26 protein-coding genes and 3 tRNA genes are annotated in these 25,080 nt (G+C 56.6%); 9 read left to right on the top strand and 20 right to left on the bottom strand.

Annotated features, from left to right (window positions below; all coding sequences use genetic code 11):
* Nucleotides 1-117 precede the first annotated feature (117 nt).
* From wecB to nucS, 10 genes are all read right to left on the bottom strand, one after another.
* Nucleotides 118-1,248, bottom strand: coding sequence for a non-hydrolyzing UDP-N-acetylglucosamine 2-epimerase (wecB, locus tag DC3_RS14550; protein ID WP_146885508.1), 1,131 nt, complete (start codon nt 1,246-1,248; stop codon nt 118-120).
* Nucleotides 1,248-2,357 carry a glycosyltransferase family 4 protein gene (locus tag DC3_RS14555; protein WP_146885509.1) on the bottom strand — a complete coding sequence of 370 codons (1,110 nt, stop codon included), beginning with the start codon at nt 2,355-2,357 and terminating at the stop codon, nt 1,248-1,250. Before DC3_RS14555 ends, wecB begins: the two co-directional genes overlap by 1 nt.
* A gap of 8 nt (nt 2,358-2,365) precedes the next feature.
* Complete coding sequence (gene upp, locus DC3_RS14560; RefSeq protein WP_146885815.1) at nt 2,366-2,989, bottom strand: uracil phosphoribosyltransferase; 624 nt, start codon at nt 2,987-2,989, stop codon at nt 2,366-2,368.
* Between the two features lie 117 nt (nt 2,990-3,106).
* On the bottom strand, nt 3,107-3,454 hold the full coding sequence (locus DC3_RS14565; RefSeq protein WP_146885511.1) for a hypothetical protein: 348 nt from the start codon (nt 3,452-3,454) through the stop codon (nt 3,107-3,109).
* Nucleotides 3,455-3,499: 45 nt separating this feature from the next.
* Entirely contained in the window at nt 3,500-4,282 is a 783-nt protein-coding gene (locus DC3_RS14570) for a phosphotransferase family protein (RefSeq protein ID WP_146885513.1), read from the bottom strand.
* Between the two features lie 151 nt (nt 4,283-4,433).
* Nucleotides 4,434-5,486 carry a zinc-dependent alcohol dehydrogenase family protein gene (locus tag DC3_RS14575; protein ID WP_146885515.1) on the bottom strand — a complete coding sequence of 351 codons (1,053 nt, stop codon included), beginning with the start codon at nt 5,484-5,486 and terminating at the stop codon, nt 4,434-4,436.
* 128 nt (nt 5,487-5,614) lie between these two features.
* The gene (gene pruA / locus DC3_RS14580; RefSeq protein WP_146885517.1) at nt 5,615-7,165 is read right to left on the bottom strand and encodes an L-glutamate gamma-semialdehyde dehydrogenase; all 1,551 of its coding nucleotides are present in this window, start codon (nt 7,163-7,165) and stop codon (nt 5,615-5,617) included.
* A 142-nt stretch (nt 7,166-7,307) separates the two neighbouring features.
* Complete coding sequence (locus tag DC3_RS14585) at nt 7,308-8,246, bottom strand: proline dehydrogenase family protein (RefSeq protein WP_146885519.1); 939 nt, start codon at nt 8,244-8,246, stop codon at nt 7,308-7,310.
* Nucleotides 8,247-8,288: 42 nt separating this feature from the next.
* Nucleotides 8,289-8,942, bottom strand: coding sequence for a GntR family transcriptional regulator (locus tag DC3_RS14590; protein WP_146885520.1), 654 nt, complete (start codon nt 8,940-8,942; stop codon nt 8,289-8,291).
* 196 nt (nt 8,943-9,138) lie between these two features.
* A complete protein-coding gene (nucS, locus tag DC3_RS14595; protein ID WP_146885522.1) occupies nt 9,139-9,891 on the bottom strand; it encodes an endonuclease NucS in 753 nt (250 codons plus the stop codon).
* A 213-nt stretch (nt 9,892-10,104) separates the two neighbouring features.
* Between nucS and DC3_RS14600 the strand changes: the two genes are divergently transcribed.
* The 4 genes from DC3_RS14600 (at nt 10,105) to DC3_RS14610 (ending at nt 11,366) form a co-directional block, all read left to right on the top strand.
* Nucleotides 10,105-10,178 (top strand) — tRNA-Gln (locus DC3_RS14600).
* A gap of 102 nt (nt 10,179-10,280) precedes the next feature.
* A tRNA-Tyr gene (locus tag DC3_RS29200) sits at nt 10,281-10,362 on the top strand.
* 190 nt (nt 10,363-10,552) lie between these two features.
* Nucleotides 10,553-10,628: transfer RNA gene (locus tag DC3_RS14605), tRNA-Asp, on the top strand.
* Between the two features lie 78 nt (nt 10,629-10,706).
* On the top strand, nt 10,707-11,366 hold the full coding sequence (locus tag DC3_RS14610; RefSeq protein WP_146885524.1) for a hypothetical protein: 660 nt from the start codon (nt 10,707-10,709) through the stop codon (nt 11,364-11,366).
* Nucleotide 11,367: 1 nt separating this feature from the next.
* On the opposite strand, the gene DC3_RS14615 is transcribed toward DC3_RS14610, so the two are convergent.
* From DC3_RS14615 to DC3_RS29980, 6 genes are all read right to left on the bottom strand, one after another.
* Complete coding sequence (locus tag DC3_RS14615; RefSeq protein ID WP_146885526.1) at nt 11,368-11,832, bottom strand: DinB family protein; 465 nt, start codon at nt 11,830-11,832, stop codon at nt 11,368-11,370.
* Between the two features lie 94 nt (nt 11,833-11,926).
* Nucleotides 11,927-12,271, bottom strand: a complete 345-nt coding sequence (locus DC3_RS14620) for a c-type cytochrome (protein WP_146885528.1) — start codon at nt 12,269-12,271, stop codon at nt 11,927-11,929.
* Nucleotides 12,272-12,399: 128 nt separating this feature from the next.
* Nucleotides 12,400-13,413 carry a VWD domain-containing protein gene (locus DC3_RS14625; protein WP_146885529.1) on the bottom strand — a complete coding sequence of 338 codons (1,014 nt, stop codon included), beginning with the start codon at nt 13,411-13,413 and terminating at the stop codon, nt 12,400-12,402.
* Between the two features lie 243 nt (nt 13,414-13,656).
* On the bottom strand, nt 13,657-14,781 hold the full coding sequence (locus tag DC3_RS14630) for a cysteine desulfurase family protein (protein WP_146885531.1): 1,125 nt from the start codon (nt 14,779-14,781) through the stop codon (nt 13,657-13,659).
* A gap of 112 nt (nt 14,782-14,893) precedes the next feature.
* Nucleotides 14,894-16,540 carry a PASTA domain-containing protein gene (locus DC3_RS14635; protein WP_146885533.1) on the bottom strand — a complete coding sequence of 549 codons (1,647 nt, stop codon included), beginning with the start codon at nt 16,538-16,540 and terminating at the stop codon, nt 14,894-14,896.
* Between the two features lie 138 nt (nt 16,541-16,678).
* Nucleotides 16,679-17,536: a DUF1517 domain-containing protein gene (locus tag DC3_RS29980; RefSeq protein WP_146885534.1), complete on the bottom strand. Its 858-nt coding sequence runs from the start codon at nt 17,534-17,536 to the stop codon at nt 16,679-16,681.
* A gap of 244 nt (nt 17,537-17,780) precedes the next feature.
* Between DC3_RS29980 and DC3_RS14645 the strand changes: the two genes are divergently transcribed.
* Genes DC3_RS14645 through ispH form a run of 3 tightly spaced genes read left to right on the top strand, consistent with a single transcriptional unit; the run spans nt 17,781 to nt 19,340 of the window.
* On the top strand, nt 17,781-18,143 hold the full coding sequence (locus tag DC3_RS14645) for a hypothetical protein (protein WP_246130676.1): 363 nt from the start codon (nt 17,781-17,783) through the stop codon (nt 18,141-18,143).
* Complete coding sequence (locus DC3_RS14650) at nt 18,140-18,331, top strand: hypothetical protein (RefSeq protein ID WP_146885538.1); 192 nt, start codon at nt 18,140-18,142, stop codon at nt 18,329-18,331. The genes DC3_RS14645 and DC3_RS14650 overlap by 4 nt, the downstream gene beginning before the upstream one ends.
* Nucleotides 18,332-18,359: 28 nt before the next feature.
* On the top strand, nt 18,360-19,340 hold the full coding sequence (gene ispH / locus DC3_RS14655; protein WP_146885539.1) for a 4-hydroxy-3-methylbut-2-enyl diphosphate reductase: 981 nt from the start codon (nt 18,360-18,362) through the stop codon (nt 19,338-19,340).
* Between the two features lie 242 nt (nt 19,341-19,582).
* Here the strand turns inward: ispH and DC3_RS14660 are convergent, their stop codons facing one another.
* The 4 genes from DC3_RS14660 to DC3_RS14675 all read right to left on the bottom strand — a co-directional run bounded on the left by DC3_RS14660 (nt 19,583) and on the right by DC3_RS14675 (nt 22,924).
* Nucleotides 19,583-20,203 (bottom strand): Crp/Fnr family transcriptional regulator, encoded by a 621-nt coding sequence (locus DC3_RS14660; protein ID WP_146885541.1) that lies wholly within the window; start codon nt 20,201-20,203, stop codon nt 19,583-19,585.
* A 242-nt stretch (nt 20,204-20,445) separates the two neighbouring features.
* The gene (locus DC3_RS14665) at nt 20,446-21,330 is read right to left on the bottom strand and encodes a histone deacetylase family protein (protein WP_146885543.1); all 885 of its coding nucleotides are present in this window, start codon (nt 21,328-21,330) and stop codon (nt 20,446-20,448) included.
* Nucleotides 21,331-21,373: 43 nt separating this feature from the next.
* Nucleotides 21,374-22,072, bottom strand: coding sequence for a class I SAM-dependent methyltransferase (locus DC3_RS14670; protein ID WP_146885545.1), 699 nt, complete (start codon nt 22,070-22,072; stop codon nt 21,374-21,376).
* A gap of 75 nt (nt 22,073-22,147) precedes the next feature.
* Entirely contained in the window at nt 22,148-22,924 is a 777-nt protein-coding gene (locus tag DC3_RS14675) for an inositol monophosphatase family protein (protein ID WP_146885547.1), read from the bottom strand.
* Nucleotides 22,925-23,040: 116 nt separating this feature from the next.
* Here DC3_RS14675 and DC3_RS14680 point away from each other — a divergent pair, with 116 nt between their 5' ends.
* On the top strand, nt 23,041-23,715 hold the full coding sequence (locus DC3_RS14680) for a hypothetical protein (RefSeq protein WP_146885549.1): 675 nt from the start codon (nt 23,041-23,043) through the stop codon (nt 23,713-23,715).
* A 53-nt stretch (nt 23,716-23,768) separates the two neighbouring features.
* The gene (purB, locus tag DC3_RS14685; protein ID WP_146885551.1) at nt 23,769-25,073 is read left to right on the top strand and encodes an adenylosuccinate lyase; all 1,305 of its coding nucleotides are present in this window, start codon (nt 23,769-23,771) and stop codon (nt 25,071-25,073) included.
* Nucleotides 25,074-25,080 lie beyond the last annotated feature (7 nt).

Raw genomic sequence — 25,080 nt, forward strand, 5'->3', positions numbered from 1 at the left:
AATGGCAGAGACTTGAAGAGAGAGCAAAATGGCATACCTACAGTATGCGGGGTCTGGTCACAAAGCAGAGAAGCTAAGGCAAACTCCTGAGGGGCATCTGGGGAAAACCCTTACGAATCAGGAGTGCTCCAGAACAGTGCCCCAGTCCGCTGGCCGCTCAGCCAGACCCAGCCGCCAGGCAACCGCCTGAGCAATGCGCTGGCTGGCCAGGCCATCCCCGTATGGATTGGGACGGGTGCGCATGTATTTGAGCTCCTCAGGACTGGAAAGCAACCCGGAGAGCACCCTGTAGGATGACTCTGGCTCTGTTCCTGCAAGCTTCAACACCCCTGCTTCCAGGCCTTCAGGACGCTCAGTGACATTGCGCAACACAGCAACAGGCACGTTCAGGGCTGCCCCCTCCTCCTGCAGACCACCACTGTCGGTGATGAGCAGTTCACTGGCTTGCATCAGGGCAGCCATGTCTGCATAGTTCAGAGGTTCGGTCAATTCCATGTTGGGGAGGCCCTGCAGCACAGGATAGACAGCTTCTCGCACCGCAGGATTGAGGTGAACCGGATAAACAAAGTGATGGTCTGGATGGGCCTCAGCCACCTTTCGCAGCACCCCTGCCAGATCAGACATCACAGGCAGGTTCTCGCGACGGTGCATGGTGATGGTCACCAATTTCCTGCCCTGCCACTCCGGGCGCAGTCCTGAACGTGCAGCCACCTGACGCACGGCATCCACAGCTGTCTGTCCCGTCACGATGATGCCCTGGGGGTTTTTGCCCTCTTTGAGCAGGTTCTCGCGGCTCAGTGTGGTGGGAGCGAAATCCAGATCGGTCAACACATCTGTGAGTTTCCGGTTGGCCTCTTCAGGGAAGGGTTCTCGCATGCTGCCACTGCGAAGGCCAGCCTCGACGTGCCCCACCGGAATCCCTTCCAGAAAAGCAGCCAGGGCCACACAGAAGGTGGTGGTGGTGTCTCCATGCACCAGCACATAATCGGCCTGCATCTCTTTCAGTTTCTGGGCAGCTGCAGGAACAATCTTTGCCACCAGACCAGGAAGGGTCTGGCGATCGGTCATGACATCCAGATCTTCATCAGGGGTCAGCCCAAACACAGCAAGGGCATCATCCAGTTGCTGGCGATGCTGCCCGGTCACCAGCATCAGTGGGGTGATGCCAGGCTGGAGGTGCAGGGCCTGATAAACAGGGGCCATTTTGGTGGCCTCGGGGCGGGTACCAAATGCAACAACGACACGCATCAATTCAATGTCCTTTCCTTGTTCAAAGCACGCACACGGCGGTAGGCCACCCAGCCCAGAGCGCCAGCGATGATCAGCACCGTCACGGCAATCACCATCGGAGAAATCCCCTGGGCCACCATGCCAATCACGTTCAGGGTGAGGGTGATGCCCCAGATGATCACCGAGGTGGTACGGGCACTTCCAGTGCGCTGCAAGAGGCGGTGGTGCAGGTGGGTCTTGTCGGGTTTAAGGGGACTCTTCCCTTTGCGAATCCGGCCAATGAACACCTGCGTGGTGTCCAGAATGGGCAGGGCCAGGAAAAGGAAGGGGGCAATCAGGGAGGGGTTCTGGCTCTCGGGAAGCGTTCCCAGCAGGGCCACCGCAGCCAGGGTGTACCCGATCAGGTAGGCTCCGGTGTCTCCCATGATGATCTGACTGGGATTGAAGTTGTACCGCAGGTAACCCAGCACAGCCCCCGCAAGTCCAGCCAGAATGATCACGGCAGCAGCACGGTCTGGAGACTGGGCACTGACCGCAATCAGCACCATGGAGGCAATGAAACCAATGCCTCCGGCAACCCCATCCACCCCGTCCATCAGGTTCACGGCATTGGTGATCCCGATGATCCAGCCCAGGGTGATGATGATGTTCCAGATCCCGATGCTGTCTCCCAGCAGGTCCCTGAACCAGGGCACCACACCCAGATCGATGTGCAGACCGTTGACCACCAGCAGGGCAGCGGCAATCAGTTGCACCACCATGCGAAAGAGGGGGGGCAACTCGAACTGGTCATCAATGAAACCGGTAAAAGCCAGCAGGGCACCCCCGAGCAGAATGGCCAGGACCTGCACCTGCAGGTGTTCAATCAGGATGGGGCGCAAAGCCCAGGCCACCACAATGGAAGCAATGAAGCCTCCAAAAATGGCAAGTCCTCCGGCGTTGGGCAGAGGTTCCTTGTTCAGGCGACGCTCGTTGGGCATGTCCGCCCAGCCCACCTTGATGGCAAACTCCCGCACCCTGGGCATGAAGCGCTGGGTCAAAAACCAGGCCACCAGAAAGGTGAGCAGCACACTGACCGGCCCCTTGCCAAGAGGATCGGCAATTCCCAGTTGATGCAGAAAATCCATCACTCAGATCACTTGGTCCCGTAAATGCGGTCTCCAGCGTCGCCCAGACCGGGAACGATGTAACCGTGGTCATTGAGGTGGGAGTCGATTGCCGCCACCACAATGTCCACATCAGGACAGGCTTCTTCTACGGCACGGATGCCTTCTGGAGCAGCCAGAATGCTCATCAGCTTGATGTTCTGTGCCCCTCTGGCCTGCAGGGTGCGGATCGCATCAATGGCGCTCCCTCCGGTGGCCAGCATCGGATCAAGCACGAAAACTCGGCGCTCGGAAATGTCCTGGGGCAGCTTCACGTAATACTCGACAGGCTTGAGGGTTTCAGGATCACGGTACAACCCGATGTGACCCACTTTGGCAGCGGGAATCAGTTGCACAATGGCGTCTGCCATGATCAGACCGGCCCGCAGGATGGCAATGAGGGCCAGTTTCTTGCCAGAGAGCACAGGAAACTCGGAGGTGGTGATGGGGGTTTTCACCGTGACGTTTTCAAGTTCCAGATCGCGCATGGCCTCATAGGCCATCAGGGTGGAGATTTCTGCTGCGAGCTGACGGAAGTCCTTGACTCCGGTGTTTTCATCTCTGAGAAGCGTCAGTTTGTGTTGTACCAGGGGGTGCTTGACCACAGTGACCATATCGAGATCAATCATAACAGGAAGGTCCCTGTGAAATTCACACCTTTTTGAGGCAGTCAGGGGTCAGCGATCAGCAGCCAGCACCAGGCAGGACATTTCAGGCCTGGACCCATCCACTCATCGGGGGATTTCACCGAAGTGGGGGGCATAATGCTCTTTCTCTCTGCGCGAAAAAGCAAATCTGCCATAACTGTGGTTCACAGTTTCAAAGGCACGCTGCTCCATCAGAACAGCAATTTCTTTGGACCAGCGGTGCATCAGGATCACCCAGATCACCAGAAACAGGCTGATGCCGAGCGCCACCACCCCAAAGGCCACCAGCAGAAATTTGAGGGGAATGGCCACCGCAGTGGACCACTGCAAAAAAGCTCCAGCCATGAAAAGCAGAATCACAGGCTGCAGGTACACCAGCAGTCCAGGGGTGAGTTTCTGTTGCACCAGACGGGCCACAGATTCAGGTGTCATGTGTTCAGTGTAAAGCCAGTTGGTTTTTGAGGAGGTAAGAAAACCTCAAAACTCGGCCAGAACCCCCAGCGAGTGACGGGCCCGTTCCAGCTTGAATGGGAGCTCGGTGGCCACCGTGTGCGGGGTGTTGCGGGGAATCCAGTGCAGGTCGTTGAGGTAGGTCAGGGCCAGGTAGGCCTTGAAGCGTTCCTGCTCTGCAGGGGTGCGCACATAGGCCAGAGCGGCCTGCAAGGCTTCATGGTCTGGCAGGAGGTCCAGGGTTCCAGCTTTCAGCAGGGCAATGTCCCGCATCGGGTCATCGAACTGTGCCCTCACCCAGTCGATCACCAGCACTTCCCCGTCATCGCTGACCAGGATGTTGTTGCTCCACAGGTCCAGATGGCAGAACATGCCTTCGGTTTCCAGCAGACCCTGTTCCAGAGCCCGTTCCAGCACCACAAACAGAAATTCGTTTTCAGGGTCACGGATGTCCTGAAACTGGGTCAGTTTGCGTTCTACAGAAGCAAGTTCCACCCTCTCTCCTGAACGCTGCTGGTGCAAGGTGTCCAGAAACCGCTTCAGCTCTGGGAGAGCACTTCTGAGGGTGTGCGCTGTAACCGGAAGCCCAGGGAAGCGGTGGGTGACCAGCAACTCTCCCTCATCGGTGATGCGCACCTCATGGACCAGATGGCCCAGACCGGCACGCTTCAGGTTGTCGGCCTCTAAAGCCGCCTGATGCTTCTCACGGTACAGCTTCAGGACATACCGTCCGGTGCGGTAGGTCAGGCTGTGCTTACTTTCCTGTATGAATTCCAGGGGTCCATAAGCTTGTGAAAGTTCCGTAAGCACCCCCCCATTTTACCTGAGCATTGCAAAAAATGTAGCAGGTACACTAAACATTGAATCCAGCACTCAGTGGTCAGCGGTCAGCCATCAGCCCTGAGGCCACCAGAAACATCCACAAAATAGCAGGGGGCTTTCAGGGAAAAAGTGATCCTTTTCAGAGGCTTGATGCAAAGCGGTCCACCACGGTGACACCCGTGCCTGCGAAAGTGTTCATGTGCACCAGGGCATCAATGGATTCTTCCAGGGTGATGCGCCTGCCAATCAGCAATTCTGGTTTCAGCAGGCCCTGTGCAATCATGCGGAGCATCTCAGGGTAGGCGTGGGCCTGCATGCCATGGCTGCCGTAGATTTCGAGTTCCTTTGCGATCACCCGGTCCATCGGGATGGGTGGATGTTGCTGTTCTGCAAGCATCAGACCCACCTGCACATGACGACCCCTGGTCCTCAGGCAGGCGATGGAGTTGAAGCAGGTGACGGTATGCCCCAGGGCGTCCAGTGAGACATGGGCTCCTCCACCTGTCAGGTCACGGATGACCTCCACCACGTCTGGAGTGTTTTTGCTGTTGAGGGTCACATCTGCGCCCAGTGCACGGGCAAACTCCAGTTTCTGGTCATCAATGTCAATGGCCACCACTGCCGCGCCCAGAGCCTTCGCAATCATGAGGGCAGAAAGGCCCACACCCCCACAGCCATGCACAGCCACCCACTCTCCCCCTCTGACCCTGCCCTGGTGCACCACAGCACGGAAGGACGTGGCGAAACGACACCCCAGACTGGCAGCGGTCACAAAGTCCATGCTCTCCGGCATGCGCACCAGGTTCTGGTCTGCGTAGTGAATCCCCACGTACTCCGCAAAAGAGCCCCAGTGGGTGAATCCGGGCTGGAACTGGTGGTCACAGACCTGCTGGTTGCCCGACTGACACGCCCCACAATGACCACAGCCACACACAAAAGGCAGGGTCACCCGGTCCCCGACCTTCCAGTTGCGGATGTCCTTGCCAACCTCGAGAACCGTTCCAGCGAGTTCATGCCCGGGCACATGGGGCAAAACAATGTCTCTGTCATGCCCCACCCAGCCATGCCAGTCGCTGCGGCATACCCCGGTGGCCTCCACTTTCAGGACCACCCCATCAGGACGGGCCACAGGATCGGGAACATCGGTGTACTCAGGGCGGGTGTTAAAGGCATGGAAGAGGACGGCTTTCATATGGGGGATTTTAACCCATAGATCCCCCACCTCGCCTCAACAATTTTGTGTTCTGTATGGGTACTCTCGGCCCGCCATTCCCCGCAACAAAAAACCCCTGCATTGCAGGGGCCTCAAACCGCTGGAACTCAGAACCGCTCAGTCACGGTCTTCAGTTGCAGGAAGTTGGCAAGGTAGTCGGGACCGCCAGCTTTGGAGTCCGTACCACTCATGTTGTACCCGCCGAAGGGCTGCACACCCACCAGAGCACCGGTGATTTTGCGGTTGAAGTAGAGGTTGCCCACTTCAAATTCTGCGCGGGCTTTTTCCAGACGGGCACGGTCACGGGAGTGCACGCCACCAGTCAGGCCGTACTCGGTGCTGTTGGCAATTTCCAGCGCGTGGTCGAAGTCACGGGCACGGAACACGGCCACGAAGGGTCCGAACACTTCTTCCTGGGCGATGCGGGCATTGGGGTCCACACCAGAGAAGATGGTGGGCTGGATGAAGTAGCCTTTGCTGCCGTCAGCAGTGCCACCGGTTTCCAGTTTGGCCTCGGTCTTGCCGATTTCGATGTACTTCTGGATCTTCTCGAAGGACTCGTCGTTCACCACAGCAGTGACGTTGCTGTTGTCTTCTGCATTGCCAACCGTCAGGGCTTTTGTGCGCTCGACAAATTTGGCCAGCACCTCGTCATGGATGGCATCGACGAGGATCAGGCGGCTCATGGCACTGCACTTCTGACCGTTGAAGCCAAAAGCACTCTGAACGGCAGAGGTCACTGCGTTTTCCAGATCGGCGGTTTCATCGACGATCATGGCGTCTTTGCCCCCGAGTTCCATGATGGTGCGCTTGATCCACTTCTGGCCTTTGACCACTTTGGCAGCCTCGGCATGGATGTAGAGACCCACAGAACGTGAGCCCGTGAAGGTGATGAAACGGGTTTTCGCGTGCTTGACGAGGTAATCCCCGACTTCTTCGCCCACGCCGGGCAGGAACTGGACCACACCAGCAGGCAGACCAGCTTCAATCAGCAGGTCGATGAATTTCGCAGCAATCAGGCTGGTGTCCTCGGCGGGCTTCACGATGATGGTGTTGCCCACCACGATGGGAGCGGTCAGCATGCCTGCAAAGATGGCCAGGGGGAAGTTCCAGGGGCTGATGGACACACCCACACCGAGGGGAATCCAGTGCAGTTCGTTCTCCTCACCGGGGTAAGGGAAGGTTTCTGCAGGATGGGCGTACTTGTCGGCCTGGCGTCCGTAGTACTCCAGGAAGTCGATGGCTTCTGCAGTTTCCACATCGGCTTCGGCGTAGTTTTTGCCTGCTTCCAGGGCCATCAGGGCATTGAACTCATGGCGGCGGTCTCTGAGCAGTTTTGCAGCTTTGATCAGGATGCGGGCACGGGCGTCCATGGTCCAGTTTTTCCACCAGCTGAAAGCTTCCCATGCGCCTTGCAGGGCCTGTTCAGCGTGCTCGATGGTGGCTTTGGAGGAGTAGCCCACCACTTCCTGAATGTCACAGGGGTTGATGGAGGTCAGTTTCTCTTCGGTGAAAATGCGCTCACCGTTGATGATCAGGGGAACGGTCTTGCCCAGGTCCTGACGGACTTTCTTCAGGGCGTCCTGATGGGCTTTGACGTTTTCAGGCTTGGTGTAGTCAATGAAGGATTCGGTTTGAAAGGGTCCAATTTTCAGCATGGGGGCTCCTTTGGCCTCTCAAGGGGTCAGAGAGGGGCAGGGGCGGGCCTAGGGCTCGCCCAACACGGAAGACAGGTCAACAGGATTCTGCGGCAGCAGATTGTATACTGGATATTGTATACAATCTTGGACCAAAAATCCATCATCCTCTGAGCATGCCACGCAGCACGAACATCACGTTGGCAGGGCGCTCAGCAATCCGGCGGCTGAAGTAGGCGTACCAGTCGGAACCATAAGGAATGTAGGCCCGAACGGTGTAGCCCTCTTTTGCCAGTTGCACCTGCAGGTCACGGCGGATTCCGTAGAGCATCTGGAACTCGAACTGGCTGTAGGGAATTTTGTTCATCTGCACAAAGCGCTTCACGTCTTCGATGATGCTCTCGTCGTGGGTGGCCACACAGCAGTAGTTCCCGGCTTTCAGGTGCTGGTAGACCAGACGGCGGTACTGCAGGTCCACATCCCGCTTGTTGGGGTATGCCACAGACTCGGGCTCAAGGTAGGCCCCTTTCACAATGCGCAGGTTGGGTTTCAGGTCATCCAGAGAAGCACGGTCCTGCTCTGTGCGGTACAGGTAAGCCTGAAGAACGGTTCCCACCGTCTGGTTCCCGAATTCACCCACCAGGGTTCTGAACTGCTCCAGGGTGAGGTCCACGAGGGGGTGGTCTTCCATGTCGAGGGCCACAAAAGCATTCAGTTCTTTTGCACGCTTCAGGATGCGGCGCGCATTGACCATCCCCAGGTTCTCACCATTGGCCAGGGTGATTTTCTGACCGACGCTGGACAGTTTGATGGCCACATAGATCGGGAAACCCTGGCCTTCGGCGGCATCCAGCAGCCGGATGATTTCATCTGCAAATTCGTTGGCCTTGGCCTCGGTGTCGACGAACTCTCCAAGAAGATCGAGAATGCCATGCACACCGACTTTTTCCATGTCCTTGACCGCTGCAATGGCGGTCTGGCGCTCTTCACCAGCGACAAAACGTTTTGCAACACTCCATGCTCGCTGCTTGACAATGTCCTGAACGGTCTTGTTGTTGGCCACGCTCAGGACGGTGTTGCGGTACACCTGATTCAAATCCATTTCCTAACCTCCATATGAACTCTGAGAACCCTTTTTGTGGGATCAGTTGCGGGTCATTTCATGCAGTTGCTGAACCACCAGATCCCCGAAGAAGCGCACGTGATCGCGGGCGAGCTGACCCGCAGTTTTCACGTCCCGCTGCAAGATGGCATCCAGAATGGCCTCGTGTTGAACGGTGGTCTCGGGCATCAGGTTGTAGGTGCCGGTCATGTGCTTGATGATCGCCACCGTGTGTTCCAGGTTGTTGAGGGCCTGCACCAGCATCTGGTTGTGGCTGGCCAGGGCAATTTTGCGGTGAAAGAGCAGGTCCAGACGGGTCTGCTCCCGGTAATCGTCGCGGTCCTGTTTGAGGTCATGCAGGGCATCTCTCAGGCTGGCTGCATCCTCTTCGGTGTAGTGCTGGGCCGCCAGTTCTGCAGCCAGACCATCGAGGGCTTCACGCACCTCATAGCTCTGGCGGGCCTCTTCGGCAGAGAGCACACGCACACGCACGCTCTTGTTGGCGTTGGCTTCCAGCATGCCTTCTTGCACCAGACGCTGGATGGCCTCACGGATGGGGGTGCGGGACACCCCGAACCTTTCGCAGAGTTCAATCTCGGCGATGCGGGCACCGGGCTGAATTCCGCCAGAGAGGATCTGGTGTCGGAGCAACTGGTAGATCTCGTCACGGATCAGTTGGGGGCGCTCAAAGTTCATATTGTATACAATATACAATTTTTATCTGGTTTCTGGCAATCGAAGATCTATGCAAGTATAGTCAATAAAGATTCATGTCAATGAAAAAAATCTAGTGTTCTAGACAGTTGTCCTGAAATTTTATTCAAACTTAAGCTTCTTTAAAAAAATAAAGACAGCCCTCTGCAGGACTGCCTCCCATATTCTGAATCAAATCCTAGAAATCGAACAAACTGAGCTGCATGTCCTCTTCCAGCACAGGCAGGGCCGTCATCTCACAGAACTCCAGGCCCAGAGCCTGCAAGCGTTCCAGTGCAGGAAAAGTGATGCTGGGGGCCACCAAGAGGCCCCGCACCTGCTGTCCTGTCTGCTCGCGGGTCAGTTTCACATAACGGTCCAGCTGAAACACCGCCTCATGGGTCGCTCTGGCCCGCTTGAGTTCAATCACCACCAGACGCCCTTCACTGTCACGGGCGAAGAGGTCCACCCCTCCAGCATCCGTCAGGAGTTCTTCCTCCAGAATGCACAGTCCGGGTTCCATGCAGTCCGGTTTTTTCCTCAGGGTCTTGCGCATCTCTGCCTCAGATCCCGAAAGCACAAATCCGTATTCCTGCGAAAACTCTGCAGCGAACACCAGATGGGGGTCCAGACACACCACCCTCACCACTTCGGGCGGACTGTTGCGCTCTGCGGTCAGGACCACCATTCCAGCCTCCAGCGAAGCCGAAATGTGATCGGTTTTGGGCTGCCAGTTCACAGGCTTCACCCCTTTTGCCCCCTGCACCTGGATGCTGCCATCAGGCTTCACAATCACCAGATAGTTCCCGGCCTCTGCATAACTCGCAGCCCGACCTGCATAACTGATCTCGCACTCCCCCACCAGTTGCACCAGTCGCCCAGAATGCAAATGACCGACAAAAAAGGAAAGCAGATCCGAACAGGTGGGTTGATGAATCAGGCCAGCAATCATGCCCCACACTGTACAGGATGGTCAAAGCTGGAGAAAGAGGTCAGGATGCAGCAGAAAACTGTCACTGGGTCCGTACTCTGACCCAACGGGCATGACTTTCAGGCTCAAAATCCGCCAGAAAGCCTGAAAAATGCCCTGTGGGTAAGCGGTTTTGCCTGAGCTTTACAGCAGATGGTTCAGGCATTAGAATCATATATGCTGATCCCTGTGCCTACGGGAGTCGTCTAACGGCAGGACATCTGACTCTGACTCAGACAGTTAAGGTTCGAATCCTTACTCCCGTGCCAAAGACACCCAGGGATCAGCTTTTTTTGTGCCCTGAAAATCCACAGCCCCGATGTTCTGGAAGCTTGAAAAAGCTTCCAGAGGGCCAAAACAACCCCACGCATGGTGATGAAGCCCATCTGGCAGGGCACCTGACTGTAAATCAGACGCGGGAACGCATTGCTTCTCTCTATCCTGTCATCACCACTGTTTTTTTTGGATGGTTGTCAGAGTGGTTTATTGTGTTTGCTTGCTGTACCGTTTCGGTCAACGGAGGTTGACCTGAGCAAAGCGAATAGAAAGGTACGACTGTTCAGACCCATCAGTTTTCTGTGAATTTGAAGGAAGGCAAATGGGTTTACAGCCCCGGAGGTTCGAATCCTTCACCATCCGCCACGGATGATTGGAGCAGAGGTCAGCTCGCTGTCCTGTCACGACAGAGGTCACCGGTTCAAGCCCGGTATCATCCGCCACAACCCCTGAATGTTCGGGGGTCTTTTTGCATGTCGTGAGGCTTTCTTTCCCAACTGCAGGTACACTGTGGAGTACCCATGTCTGGCCATGACTTCTATGCTTCCCCTGACCCCGAAGCCCTGCTCCAGCAGGCATGCATGGCTCTGGACCTTCTGCGCACAGCAGGCTACAGCCGTACAGTGCAATCTGAGCCGGAGCAGGGAGCAGAAGACCTCGTGCTCAGGTACCAGCGTCCTGACCTGACATTGCTGCTGGAATTCTCCGATTACCGCTGGAGGCTGGAGGGGGTGCATGTCACCATTTCGGTGGTTGCAGCAGGCGGACAGCATTTTGGGCAGGATGACCTGAATGCTGCATGTCCTGCGACACCTGATCAGGACCTGTGGACCTGGCTGTCCGCCCTGGCACAAACACACCTGATGGAAGACACTGCAGACTTCCTTGAGCTTGTCTCCCAGAAGCATGCCGAGAAAGTCCACAGGTGGCAACAGGAGCAGGAAGCAGATCTGGAACGGTACCGTCAACTGGCCCTGAAAATTGAGGAATATCCTTCTGGCACCCTGTTCTTGCTGCCCAACACCCCTGAAGCCCTGGGAGAGGATTTCTGGCGTCACTTCCCGGACCACCCCACCCGGGAACAGCAACCCGAGGTCTGGCTGGTGGTCTGCGGTCTGGGAGAATTGATTGCGCCAGACCATGAAAGTGCTCTGGACGTGCTGGGCCTTCGGGACGGCTGATTCAGGCCACAGGCCCCTTGCCCCGTTTCAGCAAGGCAAGCTGACCGATGTGGTACCCCTCATGCCAGCTGAAAAATTCCAGCATCATCGTCCAGTTTTTCCCAGGACGAACCTCTTCTTGCAGACGTTCAGGGGTGAAACTGGACAGGGCCTCCATGAAACACTGGTGGGTCCGGTCCCAGACCTCCAGCAGTTTCTCCCAGGTCACAGGGGTGTCTGGACCTGAGGGTCCTTCTCCAGCAGCAAACGGCCTGCATTCTTCTGCAGACCAGACAGCAGGAGCCCTCCATTCCAGCAGGAAATCTGTGCGGCTTTTGATCAGGTGGCCCAGAATCCAGTGGGCATTTGGACCTCCATCGAAAGCTGACGCCAGGTTTCCTGAATGGTTGAAGGCATTCAGGTGTCGTTTCAGAAAAAGGTTGTTGCGTTCATACATTGCGATCAGGGTTTCCAGAGAAATGTGCATATGGAAGACATTTTATTGCATATAAGGCTTCTGGTGCAGTTCCACGAAACCAGAAAATCCCGGAACAGGACGTTCCGGGTGAGATGAGTCTGGATCATTTCAGGGTTTTGATGTAAGCGAGCACATCGGCCATCTGCTGGTCCGTTGGGGGTTTGCCTGTGCCCATAAAAGGCGTTTTGTCATACCTGGGCATGGTGGCCGCCAGCGTTTTCTTGCTGGGATTCACCCCTTTCACCAGGGTCTTCTTGAAGTCAGCAAATTTCCATTTGGCCAGGGTTCCTGCCAGTTTGGGACCCACCATTCCCTGTCCTTTGTCTCCGTGGCACATCTGGCAGGTGGAGGAGTACAGGGTTTTTCCACTGGCAGCGTTGCCTTTGGGATCTGCAGCCAGCACCAGTCCACTGGACAGGGCGATCAGCAACAGTACAGTTTTGCGCATGTTTCACCTCCTTGTTTTCACATCCTACTGTTGATGCCCAGCAGGACCCAGGGGCAAAAATCCCCCTCCAGCGAAGTGTTTCTTCTGGAAGGGGGACATTTTTCCTCCTGTCTGTTGCCTTTGAGGGTTTATTTCTTGATCTGCACTTTTCCTGTCACATCCATCAGTTTCAGGTTGCTGCTCAGGCCCTTCACAAAAGAGGTGTCTCCACTCAGGCCCACATCCAGCACACAGGCGTTGTACCAGTTCTCATGCACCTGTCCTTTGACAGAAGCACACTCCAGCACACCCCTGTCCTTCTGTTCGGTGGTCAGGTCAGACACCGTGATGAACTGGGTGGGCTTGCCAGCATCATTGAACGTGGATGGCCCCTGCCCTGAGTCATAGGTGAAAAGTGATTTTGCAGGATCGGTGATGCGCCAGCTGCCAGCAAAATCCTGGTACATCTGGTCAAACGTGACCTGGGTGGTGTCCAGAGCACTTCCTGCTGCAACCCTCAGGTCGTTGGTGGGCAGACCATCGGCATCTCCGAGCAGGCCTTCAAGTTTGTTGTAGTGGGATTTGTACACCTGCAGGTACACGTTCAGGTAATTGCCGGGGATCTCAATGTACAGGCGGTCCTGGTTGCTGGTGGTGCTGGTGTTCGGCCAGGTGACCATCACGTCTCCTGATGGGAAGCGCTTGACCTCTCCCCCACCTGCAAGTTTGAGTGGAGCCAGGAGGGTTTTGATTGTGCCATTGACCCGCACTTCGGTCTTGCCTGTTTTCAGGAGGGCCACCATCACCCGATCTGGCCCCACCTGGGCTGCCACAGCGGTGTTCAGGCTTGCCACACTCAGGTCTCCCACCGGGGACATGCGGGTCTGGACCTGCAGGTCAGGCGTGTCTTTCAGGCGTGCAAAGACAAATTCACCCACACCCATGAAGTCATAGTAGAGGCCATCGAAAGTCGTGTAATGCGGGTCATTGATGCCCCCTCCGCAATCGTTGTCGCGGGTGGTGCCCACAATGTCACCACTGGCATTTCGAACCTTGCCGCACTCCAGGCCATCAAAAACACCTCCAGTGGGTGGGGTGGGAGCAGAATTGCAGGCAACCAGCATACCAACCAGAACAGCAAACCATCCAGCAGCACGTACCATGTGGACCTCCTGGTGCAATCACCCTGATGGGTGGATGGATTTTAAAGGGAAACTCTTGCGCGTTCTAGTCCGATTGTAAATCAGGATCTCTGACACAACCATGACCAGAAGTACTACATAGGGAATCTACTTATTTTATTTCAGAAGGTGTCACGAACCAATGAAGTGCCTGTTCAAAAATTGTCGTTTTTCCATCAACAAAAGACCAGAACGAAGGGTTCTGGTCCGGGGTCCAGGAAGGCATCAGAAACGGCTTCTGGAGACCGCTGCTTTGAAACCCTCAATGGCGAAATCAATCTCTGCTTCTGTCACTCCACGTCCCAGGCTGAAACGCAGGCTGGATTTGGCATCTTCTTCACTGAGGCCCAGAGCCAGCAGCACATGGCTTGCCTGCATCGTTCCCGCAGAGCAGGCACTTCCTGCTGAGACATACACACTTTCCAGATCAAGATTCATCAGGAGGGCCTCTCCATCTGCACCATGCACCGTTACAGAGAGCACTTTGGGACTGGAATCAGGCGCATGGTTGAAGCTGATGTTTTCCAAGGAGGCAAGTCCCTGCTGCAGGCGGTCTTTCAGTTGCTGAAGCCGGGTGTGGGTCTCAGGTTGCAGGGCCACTGCTTCTCTGGCAGCAACACCTGCGGCGTACACCCCACTGACGTTGTGGGTGCCTCCCCGAAAACCCTTTTCCTGATGCCCGGCCATCATGTGGGGGGTCAGTTCCAGTCCTCTGCGCACATAAAGCATGCCCACTCCGGTGGGTCCATAGAATTTGTGGGCACTGAAGGAGGCAAAATCCACTCCCCATGCATGCACGTCCACAGGCAGGATGCCCAGAGACTGCACAGCATCCGTGTGCACCAGTGCACCTCTGGCCCGGCAGACTTCTGCAATGCTGCGGATGTCCTGCACACTTCCCACTTCATTGTTGGCATGCATGACCGAAACCATCACGGTATCTTCCCTGAGGGCTTCTTCCACCTGCTCTGGGAAGATGCGGCCATAACGGTCTGGCTGCAGGTAAGTCACCTCGAAACGCCCGGTGGCTTCCAGAAAACGGGCAGGGGCCAGCACCGCACTGTGCTCAATGCTGCTGGTGATGATGTGTCCCCTCTCAAACTGCCGGGAGACACTCCAGAACACATGGTTGTCCCCTTCGGTGCCTCCCGAGTTGAGGATCACTTCCAGCGGATGCGCACCGATGCTCTCTGCCAGCATCACCCGTCCCTCTTCCAGCAACTCACGGGCATGCTGTCCGGCGCGGTGCACGCTGCTGGCATTGCCCAGCACCTGCGCTGCTTTCTGAAAGGCCTCCAGGGAGGTGGGGCTCATTGGCGTGGTGGCGGCATAATCCAGGTACGCTTGCATACAGGGACAGTCTAATACACCTGCCCACCGACAAAGGAAGCCAGTTCACCAGTGAACTTCCCATGCAAAACAGCCTCTCTGAAGACAGAGAGGCTCACAGAATCACAAAAATTCAGCGTTCGAAACTGCTGACCAGTTGACCATCAAGATACAGGTTGAAGACCGCATTTCCGGTCACGTTCACCTCGATGTCTGCTGAGGTGCCTGCAGCATCGGGAATCTTCACAATGCTCTTCTCCCCGGTCTCGTCCTGGACCCTCAGTTCTGCAACGCCAGGACCGAGATCGCTTGGGAAAACGTACTGGAACTTCTTGAGGGTGGTTTCAGGGGTTTCAGGGGTCTGGGTGCCAGGGTCAGGGGTCTCGGTGCCCGTTCCTCCCGGGTCAGTGGTGCCGCCTGTGGTTTCTCCGGGGTCGGTGGTGCCGCCTGTGGTTTCTCCGGGGTCAGTGGTGCCGCCTGTGGGTTCCTGGGCAGGCTGAGGAATGGGGCCTACTCTGGTCTGCCCATTGTCCCGTGAAGGTGGTGCCACAATGGGAGCCCTGGAGATGTAGATGGTCACCGGAGATCCGACAGGAACTTTTTTGTATTCGTCCGGGGTCTGGCGAATGACGGTACCTTCAGGGAGTTCACTGGTGATCTGTTGCACCTTGTTGAGGACCAGACCGGCCTTCTCCACTTCTGCTTTGGCTTCATCAAAGGTCATGCCCTTGAGGGTGGGCAGGAAGGTTTCTTTCACCTTTTTGCCACCAGAGATCAGGATGTTGATGGTGCTTCCCTTGCCCACCTGGGTTCCGGGCTCCGGGTCCTGCGCAATGATGGACCCTTTGGGAAGGGTCAGGTCATTGGGTGGAGAGGTGGTGACCGCACCGACCTTGAGCCCCACTTCCTGCAGGGTTCGGGTGGCTTCGCCCACCGTCATGTCCGTGATCTTGGGAACACTGAGGGGGGGTGGATTGTTCACGGTGAGCGTCACCAGACGGTTCACGTTCAAACTGGTCCCGCCTTTGTGGTCCTGTTCAATCACAGTTCCAATGGCAATCCCTGGCTCTTCCCCATCCACCACGGCCACCCGAAAACCCGCATCCACCATTGCGGTGGCTGCCTGGGTGATGCTCTTGCCGGTCACATCAGGCACAGTGAAGATGGGGGGGTTGAGGTAAGACTGGGTGGCCTTGCTCATCACGTAGCCTGTGAGGGTCAAAAACAGCAGGCCTGGCAGCCATCCCCAGATGGTCAGGCGAGGCCTGACAGGTTTTGGCTTTCTGGGTTTGGTGGCTCGCACCTTGGAGCTCTGCAAGGGCTTGAGGAACTCGGCATTCAGCCTTTGCACCTCCTCAATGGGACGCTCAACAAATTTCAGGCCTCTCAAAACAGGTTTGCCATCCAGAAGACCAATGTCGGCATCCTGGGCGGCAAAGCCCTGTTCGGTCAGCACCTGCACCAGGGTGATCAGGGCTTCGACTGCAGCAGCATCCTTGACGTGTGCCTGCAGGAAATTTTCGATGGGATCGACTTCGGTGGTCTTCCAGACGGTGTAGTAGGCTCCAGGCTTGGAAACCACATCCTGCAGGAGGGGGCTTTCGCTGCCTTTCAGTGCCGTGCGGTACTTCAGGAACAGGGTGCGGGTGCTCGGGTCCACGATGGTGAACCAGTCCACACGAACCAACTCCCCACCGGGTCCGGTGGCCTCGTAGAGCGTGGAGTGGGTTTCTTTGGAGAGTTCCTGAACAATTTCGTATTTTCCGTCAATGCGGCCCATGCTGCCCTACAGTATACGTGCCAAAGCGGGCTGGCTTGTTAACGCAGGCTCATGAATCGGAAATGGAATCCTCATGTGTAACGTTTGTTACAGCGAAAAACCCTCTCCAGTGCTGAAGAGGGTCCATGAGACCACAGGTCAAAGTTTGGTCAGTTCAGGGTACTTCATCAGGGCCTCGTCCTCGGTGAGGAATTCCCCTTCCTGATCGGGACTCCATACCACATCAATGCGCACCAGACCCACCCCGGACAGGCTGGCAAGTGTGGTGACCGCCTGCTGCACATTCTGGGGGGTCACCTCCTTGCTGATCTGGGGGAGGCTGCTGGAAGCTGCCATCAGGGTCACTGCCAGATAGAACCCTCCTTTTTCCTGGTTGGAGGTGGTGCGCTGGAATTTGCCGTAATTGCTGGTGGTCTGTTCGGTGAAATCACTGCGGGCCTCTGCTGCCCAGGCCCCCACCTGCCCATCCATCTGGGCCTGATGTCCTGTGGCAGCATCGATGTAGGCGTACATCCAGCGGTCCGGGTGACGGAGCACATTCAGTGCCGCCTCGTTGAGCATGCGGGCCAGACCCTGCGCACTGGAGGTGTCTCCGGTCTGGGCGATGTGCTGCATGGCCCGTTTCACCTCGTCCCCCTCGGCCAGCAGGATCTGAACTTTGAGGGCCTGCGCCTGAGGACCGTACCCTCCTGCCACCCCTGCGGCTCCACCTTTGCGCATTTTCTGCATGGCGGACATGATCACCATGGCAATGACAATGACAAAGATGATGGTGAAAAGGCCTCCTCCCCCACCACCACCGATGAAGATGGGACCACCATAGCCGCCAGAATAACCTCCACCGGAATACCCCCCACCGGAGTATCCTCCACCCCCATCAAAGCCTCCCCCCGAGCTTCCACCCGAACTGGGCGCAGATCCTCCGAAACCACCTCCACTCTGGGCAAAAGCACTGAGGCTGACCAGCCAGAGGAACAGGGTCCAAAACGCTTTCATATTGACCTCCGTGAACGATGCGCATTGAATGCAGCGTCAGATGTACTGCATCATGCTTCATTTCTCAGAGCAGAGAAGTGAGGAATGTTGAACTCTTTCTTCACTGTACGCCTTTTGTCTGTGGAGCATGGAGAACAGGATCTTGTTTTGGATTCATGCCATCGGGGGCGAGCCAGCGGCCCGCCCCTACAGATGTGGATACAGGCCTTCGGCCCCCGGCTTCTCCAGTAAAATGCAATCAGCTATGGAAGAACCTGTAATTGTGCTTTCTCGCCAGGAACTGGACACCCTGCTGTCCTCTCTGGTGGAACGGGATGAAAAACTGGTGTTCAAGAAGGACATCAAGCCCAAAAAGACCGATGAGCCCGTGGACCTGTACGTTTTCAGTGGCCACCTGGAAGCCCTGCGCAGCGAAGAGTTGGATGGCATGCTGATGGAAACCATCGAGGACCTGGGCTACGAGGCAAAAGATGAGGATGAGGCCTGGGAGGTCATCAAAGCTTTTTACCTGCCCCGCAAGTGCTCCCTGATGAAAGTCGATGAGGACGAGTACATCATTGGAGACGAGCTGGCCCGCCGTCTGGGGCTGCTGAAAGAGGCCCCATGAAAAGGCCCTGGTGGTTGCTGGTTCTGCTGGGCATTGCCGGAGTGGTGCTGGGCATCAACCGCAGAAAAATCGAAGTTCCTGCTCCTGCAGAGAAACGCACCGAAAGAATCGACATCACGGCGCAGGTGGAGGCTTTCGGAAAAGAAGGCAGCAGACCCGACCCTAAAACTGGCGAGGCTCACCCTTGAAGTGGCCTTTTTTGCATAGACTGTGGACATGATAGAGCGGATCTACCTCGCAAAGCCCAGAGGCTTCTGTGCAGGTGTGGTGATGGCCATTCAGGCCGTGGAAAAAGCAGCGCAATCCCTGGAAAAACCCGTCACGGTGTACCACAGCATCGTACACAACCATACCGTGGTGGAACGCCTCGAAGACCAGTACGGTGTGCACTTCGTGGAGGACCTTGAAGGTCTGCCCATGCTTCCTGCAGAGGGGGACACCGTGGTCTTCAGTGCCCACGGCATCAGTCCGGTGGTGCGCCAGAGGGCTGCAGAGATGGGCCTTCACACCATCGATGCCACCTGTCCCCTGGTCACCAAGGTGCACACTGAGGCCAAAAAATACGCCCGTGAGGGGTACCACATCCTGTTGATTGGAGACAGTGCCAGGCACCAGGAGGTGATTGGAACCCAGGGAGAAGCCCCTGAGGTCACCACAGTTGTTGCTGTGCTGGGCAAGGAAAGCAAGGGCATGTCTGATGCCCACACCGTCACCGTGCCCGATCCAGATCGGGTGGTGGTCCTCACCCAGACCACCCTGAATGTCGATGATGTGTACAAAACCATCGAGGTGCTGAAAAGCCGTTTCCCCAACATGGTGATTCCGCCCAGTGATGACCTGTGCTACGCCACCAAAAACCGGCAGGATGCCGTGAAGAACATTGCTCCCCATGTGCAGGCCTTTCTGGTCCTGACCAGCACCCACTCCAGCAACGGCATGCGCCTGCTGGAACTGGCCGAATCCCTGTGTGGCCGCGCACACCGTCTGGAAACCGATGAAGATGTCAGAACCATCGATTTCTCAGGGGTGAACAGCATCGGCATCACGTCTGCAGCAAGCACACCTGACGATCTGGTGCAGAGGGTGGTGCAGCACTTCAGAGACCTCAACCCGAATCTGGAAGTCATTGAAGAGGGAGAGTGGGAGAACATCAAGTTCAGGGAACCCAAAAGGTTGCCTCCTGCAGCACAGGTTTGACACATCTGGACAGACTTTTAAATTGCAACCACCAAAAAGAAGCCCCGGGGTGTCTCCCGGGGTTCTGTTGTGAATGCTTTTTGTCTGATTTGAGATGAGGCTTGAAGAAAGGTCCAGTGCTCTCGGCTCTGGGAGCGGGTCCTCATCAGAGACACCTGAAATGCGGCTTCTGGCGTCCGGACCCAGTCCACTGGCGTTCGGGTGGGCTTGAATCTCAGAGGGATGGAGCTGAAATGGGGGGATTATAAGCCAGCAATGGCACGCAGGTCGGCTTCGTTGGTGAGGGCAATGCAGCGGTAGGCGGGGCTCAGGAGGCCATCGTCGCGCATTTCACCAATCAGTTTGGAGACGCTTTCGCGGGTGGCTCCGGTGCCTTCTGCAATCAGTTCGTGGGTGGCACGCACAAAGCGCACGCCTTCGGAGTCTTCCCCACCGAGGGAGGAGTCGGCGAGGTTGAGCAGGTAACGGGCGATGCGTTCACGCAGTTCACCGTCCTGGATGTGCACACCGTCGTTCATGACGCGCTGGAGCTGGGAGCTGAGGCTCTGCAGCACTTCCCAGAGGGCTTCGCCTTGCAGTTCCTGGGGGTAGATGGGGTGCACCACAGCGTCGGTGAGGGCAATCACCTGGTGGGAGCGTTGAAGGCCGTGCAAAGCTTCTTCACCGAAGATGTCTCCGGGTTGGATGTGACGGACGGTGAGGTTGCGGCCCTGGGGGGTGAGACGGACGGCCCTGAGCAGGCCTTTTTCAAGTCTGTAGAGGCTGGGGCTGGCGTCTCCGGTGTAGTACAGGGTGTCTCCGCGACGCAGGGGGCGGCCCTGTCCGTGTACGTCCACCATTGTGTAAGATCCGTAAGTTTTCATGGTTAACCCTCCCTGGGCTGTGTGCCCGAATCGTGCTTGAAGTTGAACAAACCTTGTACAGCTTTGTCATTCAGTATAAGCAAAACCTACTGTTCAATAGCAATTATACACACAAAGCCCCCGGAAATCTCTTGGAGGTTTTTTCATTTTACTCAGAATGAATCAAAAATATTTCGACCCAGATGGGAAATTTCAGCTGTGTACAAGATTTGACTAAGCTTCGCTTCAGTCCCCATGCAGCCTCACTTCAGGAAAAGTCCGACCTCAATCGTCTGGGCAGCGGCCTGTACAGTCATTTCTGGATCACGGTTGTAACCGCCTGCCATGGTGCTCACCACTGGAATTCCATGCCCAAAACACCAGCGAAACACCCAGGCATCCCGTGCCCCCACCCCTTCGAGGGTCAGGGCAAAACGCCCGAAGCGGTCATTGAAAAGCACGTCCACACCGGCCAAATAAAAAATGAGGTCGGGTCTGAAGCTTTCAAGGGCTGCTTTCACCTGCGTTTCCAGAACATTAAGGTAATGGACATCCGTCACCCCATCAGGCAACCCAATGTCCAGAGAGCTTTTTTCCTTTCTGAAAGGGTAGTTTCGCTCTCCATGCACACTCAAGGTAAAGACCTCCGAAAATGAAGAGAGCAGGCTGGCTGTGCCATTCCCCTGGTGCACATCCAGATCCAGCACCAGAATCCTCTTTGCCAGACCCTCTTTCAGGGCCAGATGGGTGCAGATGGCCACATCATTGAGCAGGCAGAATCCTTCTGCCCGGTCCCGAAAGGCATGGTGGGTCCCTCCGGCCAGATTGATGCCCCATCCGGTGTTCAGTGCGTCTTGCATTGCTGCAAGCGTTCCTCCTGCTGCAGCTCTGGCACGCTCAACCACCTGCACGCTCCAGGGAAGGCCATATTCCCGTTCTTCCTGGCGGCTCATCTCGCCGTAACGCCAGCGGTTCAGGTAAGCATGGTCATGCACCGTGGCGGCCAGGTCCCAGGGCAGCAGTTCAGCATTCAAAATGGGAAGCTTCCCGAGCAGGCGGTCCCGCACCCCCGCATACTTGTACAGGGGAAAACGGTGGCCTTCGGGAAGCGGAAAAACAATGTGGGCAGGGGTGTAGGCTCTCAGCACAGGAGAATTCTAATGGCTGCCTTTCACCCGATGTGTATCAGGGTCAGCCCATCCGGGCCTGAACCACATAGCGCTCTTCCAGAATGGGAAAACCTGCAGGTGTGGCCTGGCTGTCCCAGGTCTGTTCAAGCTCTGCCTCTGAATGTGAATCTCCATGCCAGCGCTGGTACAGCAGGAAATCCTGAAACTCAGGCAGAAATCCTCTGGTCCTGAAGGTCCATTCTCCCAGCACATCTGCCTGAACCTGCTCCAGCTGGTGCAACACTTTTGTGCGGATGTCCTCTGTGGGATAAACACAAAGCATGTGCGCCCCGGGAGCGGCAAAAGTTTTGATGTGGTTCAGAAAGCTGGTCGGACCTCTTCTGGACACCAGCACATCATAGGCTCCCTTTAAACCATCAGGAACATCCGACTTCCCATCCCAGCAGACAAAATGCCCTCCGGGTACATGCTTCCTGGCCTCCACCAGAAATCCTTCCATCCAGTCATAGCCCGTCCATGAAGCGGTCAGATGGGCAAACCGACGGGCATCTGGAGCATGGGCACAGCCTGCTTCCAGCACACGCTTCTCTGAAGAGAGGCTCTGCTCCAGCAGATGGGAAAACCAGTCTTCCCCTCCCGGAGCAGAAAGCACCTGCTTCCAGGGGTAGGCGTACTGGCCCTGGTTGGATGCCAGAGCCTGGTACCATTCTCGGGAATGGGGAAGGGTGGCTTCAAATGCAGAATGTTGTGAAGTTTCCATAAGGATCAACTCCTCTTATGGCAAGCGCAGATGGGCTGCCTTCTTTGCTGAAAGCTGACCACTGATCGCTGAGAGCTATTTCAGCACCTCAAGGATCTGCTGCTGGATTCTGCCATTGCTGAGCACCAGTGGGTCTCCATACCGGAAGGCCTCTCCCGACATGGCACTGAAGGCTCCTCCAGCCTCTTCCAGAATCAGCAGGGCAGCACTGACATCCCAGGGGTTCAGCTTGTACTCCCAGAAGCCGTCCAGCCTGCCACAGGCCACATAGGAAATGTCCAGGGCTGCAGCACCAGGACGGCGCACAGGCAGTCCCAGTTTCAGGAAACGCGAAAACTTTTCCAGGTTGGTGGGGTCACTCGCCACATCATAAGGAAAACCTGTCGCCAGCAAAGCCGGGGACATCAGGTCGGGGGTCGAGGACACCTGAATCCTGCGACCATTCAGGAATGCTCCTTGCCCCCTGATCGCAGTGAACAGTTCACTCCGGTTCGGATCGAACACCACCCCCACACTGCGCACCCCACCAATCTCCAGCCCGATGGACACACAGCTGAAAGGAAAACCGTGGGCATAATTCACGGTGCCATCCAGAGGGTCCACCACCCACAGGTGCTCTGCTTCACGGTTCTGGCCCATCTCTTCACCCAGAATGGCGTGGTCCGGGAACTGGCCCAGGATCACTTCCCGGATCTTCTCCTCGGACTTTTTGTCCACAATGGTGACCAGATCCGAAAAATTGCTTTTGCTGGACACACCAAAATCCTGATCCCGGTAAAACAGGTGAATGGCACCGGCGCTTCTTGCTGCTTCAATGGCCACATCCAGAAAACGGTTCAGCTCTTTGCTCATGGGGTCAGCTTAACCCCTCAGATGTCATCCGGGCATCTGATGGAGGGGCAGGTGTCTGGTCAAATGGGCCGTGCTCACCACATTCCTGACCTGCACCCCATAAACTGGGGGTAAAGATGAATTTTTCAAAATGGACCCTTTTGCTGTTGATTGTTCCAGGACTCACCTCCTGCATGTTCGTCACCCCCACACAGGGCGTGAGAGATGTGCATTTTCAGGTCAGTGACGAAATTCAGGACATCCTTCCACACCAGCTTCTGACCCAGCAGAAGGTGCCCCGCACCCGCTGGATGGACATTCCAGAAGCCCTCAGGAAAGCACCCAATGGCAGCCTGATTCTGGCCTGCAGTGACAAGACCGTGTTTTTCAAACCCTGGGGTCCCTGCTCTCACATCACCCGAAAGTGGGACGATGACACTCTGGCAGAAGCCCGAGAGTTTTTCATGCTGAACGGCTTTCACCCATTGAAGCGCCTGTATGACTACCACGCCGTGGTGATTCTGGACGATGGCACCACCCCCGAGCAACTGAGGCGCATGGGGTACCGCATCCGGCAGCTTGCAAACACCTATTACGACTTCACGGGTTTCCCTGGAACCTACTACTGCTCCACCTACCAGAATGAACTGGCCCGGTATGTGGGCATGCCTGAACCCATTCCCTTCAACAAAGGTTGGAATGCCTACGTGCCAGCGGATGTCCTCACCAGCCCGAACATCAAGGTGCTCTATGTGGGCGTACAGAACCCGGATGAAGGCAAAGACAAAAAGCCACAGGTCGCGAAACCCTGAGCTGCCTAAAAGAGTGACATGCTGCCGCACGGCAGATACGGTACATTAACAGGGTGATTGACCGTTACCTGACCCAAGAAATGAAAACCCTGTGGTCCGAGGCCAACCGTTACCGGGCCTGGCTGAAAGTCGAACTTGAAGCTGTGGGTGCCTGGGTGGAACTGGGAGAAGTTCCCCGCGAAGCCTATGAAGACCTGCTCAGCAAATCCCAGACCGACCCTCTGGATGAAGCCTTCGCAGAGCGGGTGGCCGAAATCGAAAACGTGACCCGTCATGACATCGTGGCCTTCACCACTGCACTGACCGAGCGTTATGGCGAGAATGCCCGCTTCATCCACCTGGGCCTGACCTCCACCGACGTGGTGGACACCGCCCAGAACCTGATTCTGGATGAGGCCCTGCAGATCATCATCAAGGACGTGCAGGACCTGCGCGACGTGTGCCGGGACCAGGCGGTGGCCTACAAGCACACCCCCTGCATCGGGCGCACCCACGGCATTCACGCCGAGCCCATGACCTTCGGTCTGAAGTTCCTCAACTGGATGAGCGCCCTGGACCGTGACCTGCACCGCCTGGAAGCATCCCGCAAGCAGGTGCGTGTGGTGATGCTCTCCGGTTCTGTGGGCACTTTTGCCCACGTCAGTCCCAAAGTCGAAGAGCATGTGGCCACCTCCTGGGGATGGGAGATTGCCAAAGTCACCAACCAGACCCTCAGCAGGGACCGCATTGCCGAAGTGCTCAGCGCCCTGGCGATCTTTGGGGCCACCCTTGAAAAGATTGCAGTGGAGATCCGTCACCTGCAGCGCTCCGAAGTGCGTGAGGCCATGGAGCCTTTCGCCAAGGGTCAAAAAGGCTCTTCCAGCATGCCCCACAAGAAGAACCCCATTGGCTGCGAGAACATCACCGGGATGGCCCGCCTGATGCGCGGCAACCTGCAGGTGGCCCTCGAAAACATCGCCCTGTGGCACGAGCGGGACATCTCCCACTCCAGTGCAGAGCGGGTGATCCTGCCGGACACCACAGCAGCAGCCACGTTTGCCACCCGTCGCCTGACCCGCATCCTCAAAGACCTCGTGGTTTTCCCCGAGCGCATGCTGCAGAACATGAATGCCCTCGGTGGCCTGATTTTCTCCCAGCGGGTGCTGCACAAACTGATCGACACGGGCATGCTGCGTGAAACCGCCTATGCCATCGTACAACGCAACAGCCTGGAGTCCTGGGAAACGGGCGTTCCCCTGCGTGAACTCCTCGAAAAAGACAGCGAGATGCCGCTGTCCAGCGAACAGCTTGATGCTGCTTTCAACCTGGACTGGTACCTCAGGGAAGTGGACGCCATCTACGCCCGTTTCGGGCTGTAAACGCTGA

Origin of the sequence: Deinococcus cellulosilyticus NBRC 106333 = KACC 11606 (assembly GCF_007990775.1) — a bacterium.
Classification (GTDB): Bacteria; Deinococcota; Deinococci; order Deinococcales; family Deinococcaceae; genus Deinococcus_C; species Deinococcus_C cellulosilyticus.

Bases quoted from the DNA above. Each gene is read 5' to 3' on its own strand.
- DC3_RS14635 (WP_146885533.1), bottom strand. From the start codon at position 16,540: ATGGGCCGCATTGACGGAAAATACGAAATTGTTCAGGAACTCTCCAAA.
- upp (WP_146885815.1), bottom strand. From the start codon at position 2,989: ATGGTCACTGTGGTCAAGCACCCCCTGGTACAACACAAACTGACGCTT.
- DC3_RS14565 (WP_146885511.1), bottom strand. From the start codon at position 3,454: ATGACACCTGAATCTGTGGCCCGTCTGGTGCAACAGAAACTCACCCCT.
- ispH (WP_146885539.1), top strand. From the start codon at position 18,360: ATGATAGAGCGGATCTACCTCGCAAAGCCCAGAGGCTTCTGTGCAGGT.
- pruA (WP_146885517.1), bottom strand. From the start codon at position 7,165: ATGCTGAAAATTGGACCCTTTCAAACCGAATCCTTCATTGACTACACC.
- DC3_RS14575 (WP_146885515.1), bottom strand. From the start codon at position 5,486: ATGAAAGCCGTCCTCTTCCATGCCTTTAACACCCGCCCTGAGTACACC.
- DC3_RS14620 (WP_146885528.1), bottom strand. From the start codon at position 12,271: ATGCGCAAAACTGTACTGTTGCTGATCGCCCTGTCCAGTGGACTGGTG.
- DC3_RS14555 (WP_146885509.1), bottom strand. From the start codon at position 2,357: ATGGATTTTCTGCATCAACTGGGAATTGCCGATCCTCTTGGCAAGGGG.
- DC3_RS14610 (WP_146885524.1), top strand. From the start codon at position 10,707: ATGTCTGGCCATGACTTCTATGCTTCCCCTGACCCCGAAGCCCTGCTC.
- DC3_RS29980 (WP_146885534.1), bottom strand. From the start codon at position 17,536: ATGAAAGCGTTTTGGACCCTGTTCCTCTGGCTGGTCAGCCTCAGTGCT.
- DC3_RS14680 (WP_146885549.1), top strand. From the start codon at position 23,041: ATGAATTTTTCAAAATGGACCCTTTTGCTGTTGATTGTTCCAGGACTC.
- DC3_RS14645 (WP_246130676.1), top strand. From the start codon at position 17,781: ATGGAAGAACCTGTAATTGTGCTTTCTCGCCAGGAACTGGACACCCTG.
- DC3_RS14675 (WP_146885547.1), bottom strand. From the start codon at position 22,924: ATGAGCAAAGAGCTGAACCGTTTTCTGGATGTGGCCATTGAAGCAGCA.
- DC3_RS14615 (WP_146885526.1), bottom strand. From the start codon at position 11,832: ATGCACATTTCTCTGGAAACCCTGATCGCAATGTATGAACGCAACAAC.
- DC3_RS14670 (WP_146885545.1), bottom strand. From the start codon at position 22,072: ATGGAAACTTCACAACATTCTGCATTTGAAGCCACCCTTCCCCATTCC.
- DC3_RS14660 (WP_146885541.1), bottom strand. From the start codon at position 20,203: ATGAAAACTTACGGATCTTACACAATGGTGGACGTACACGGACAGGGC.
- DC3_RS14590 (WP_146885520.1), bottom strand. From the start codon at position 8,942: ATGAACTTTGAGCGCCCCCAACTGATCCGTGACGAGATCTACCAGTTG.
- nucS (WP_146885522.1), bottom strand. From the start codon at position 9,891: ATGATTGCTGGCCTGATTCATCAACCCACCTGTTCGGATCTGCTTTCC.
- DC3_RS14625 (WP_146885529.1), bottom strand. From the start codon at position 13,413: ATGGTACGTGCTGCTGGATGGTTTGCTGTTCTGGTTGGTATGCTGGTT.
- wecB (WP_146885508.1), bottom strand. From the start codon at position 1,248: ATGCGTGTCGTTGTTGCATTTGGTACCCGCCCCGAGGCCACCAAAATG.
- DC3_RS14585 (WP_146885519.1), bottom strand. From the start codon at position 8,246: ATGGATTTGAATCAGGTGTACCGCAACACCGTCCTGAGCGTGGCCAAC.
- DC3_RS14630 (WP_146885531.1), bottom strand. From the start codon at position 14,781: ATGCAAGCGTACCTGGATTATGCCGCCACCACGCCAATGAGCCCCACC.
- DC3_RS14650 (WP_146885538.1), top strand. From the start codon at position 18,140: ATGAAAAGGCCCTGGTGGTTGCTGGTTCTGCTGGGCATTGCCGGAGTG.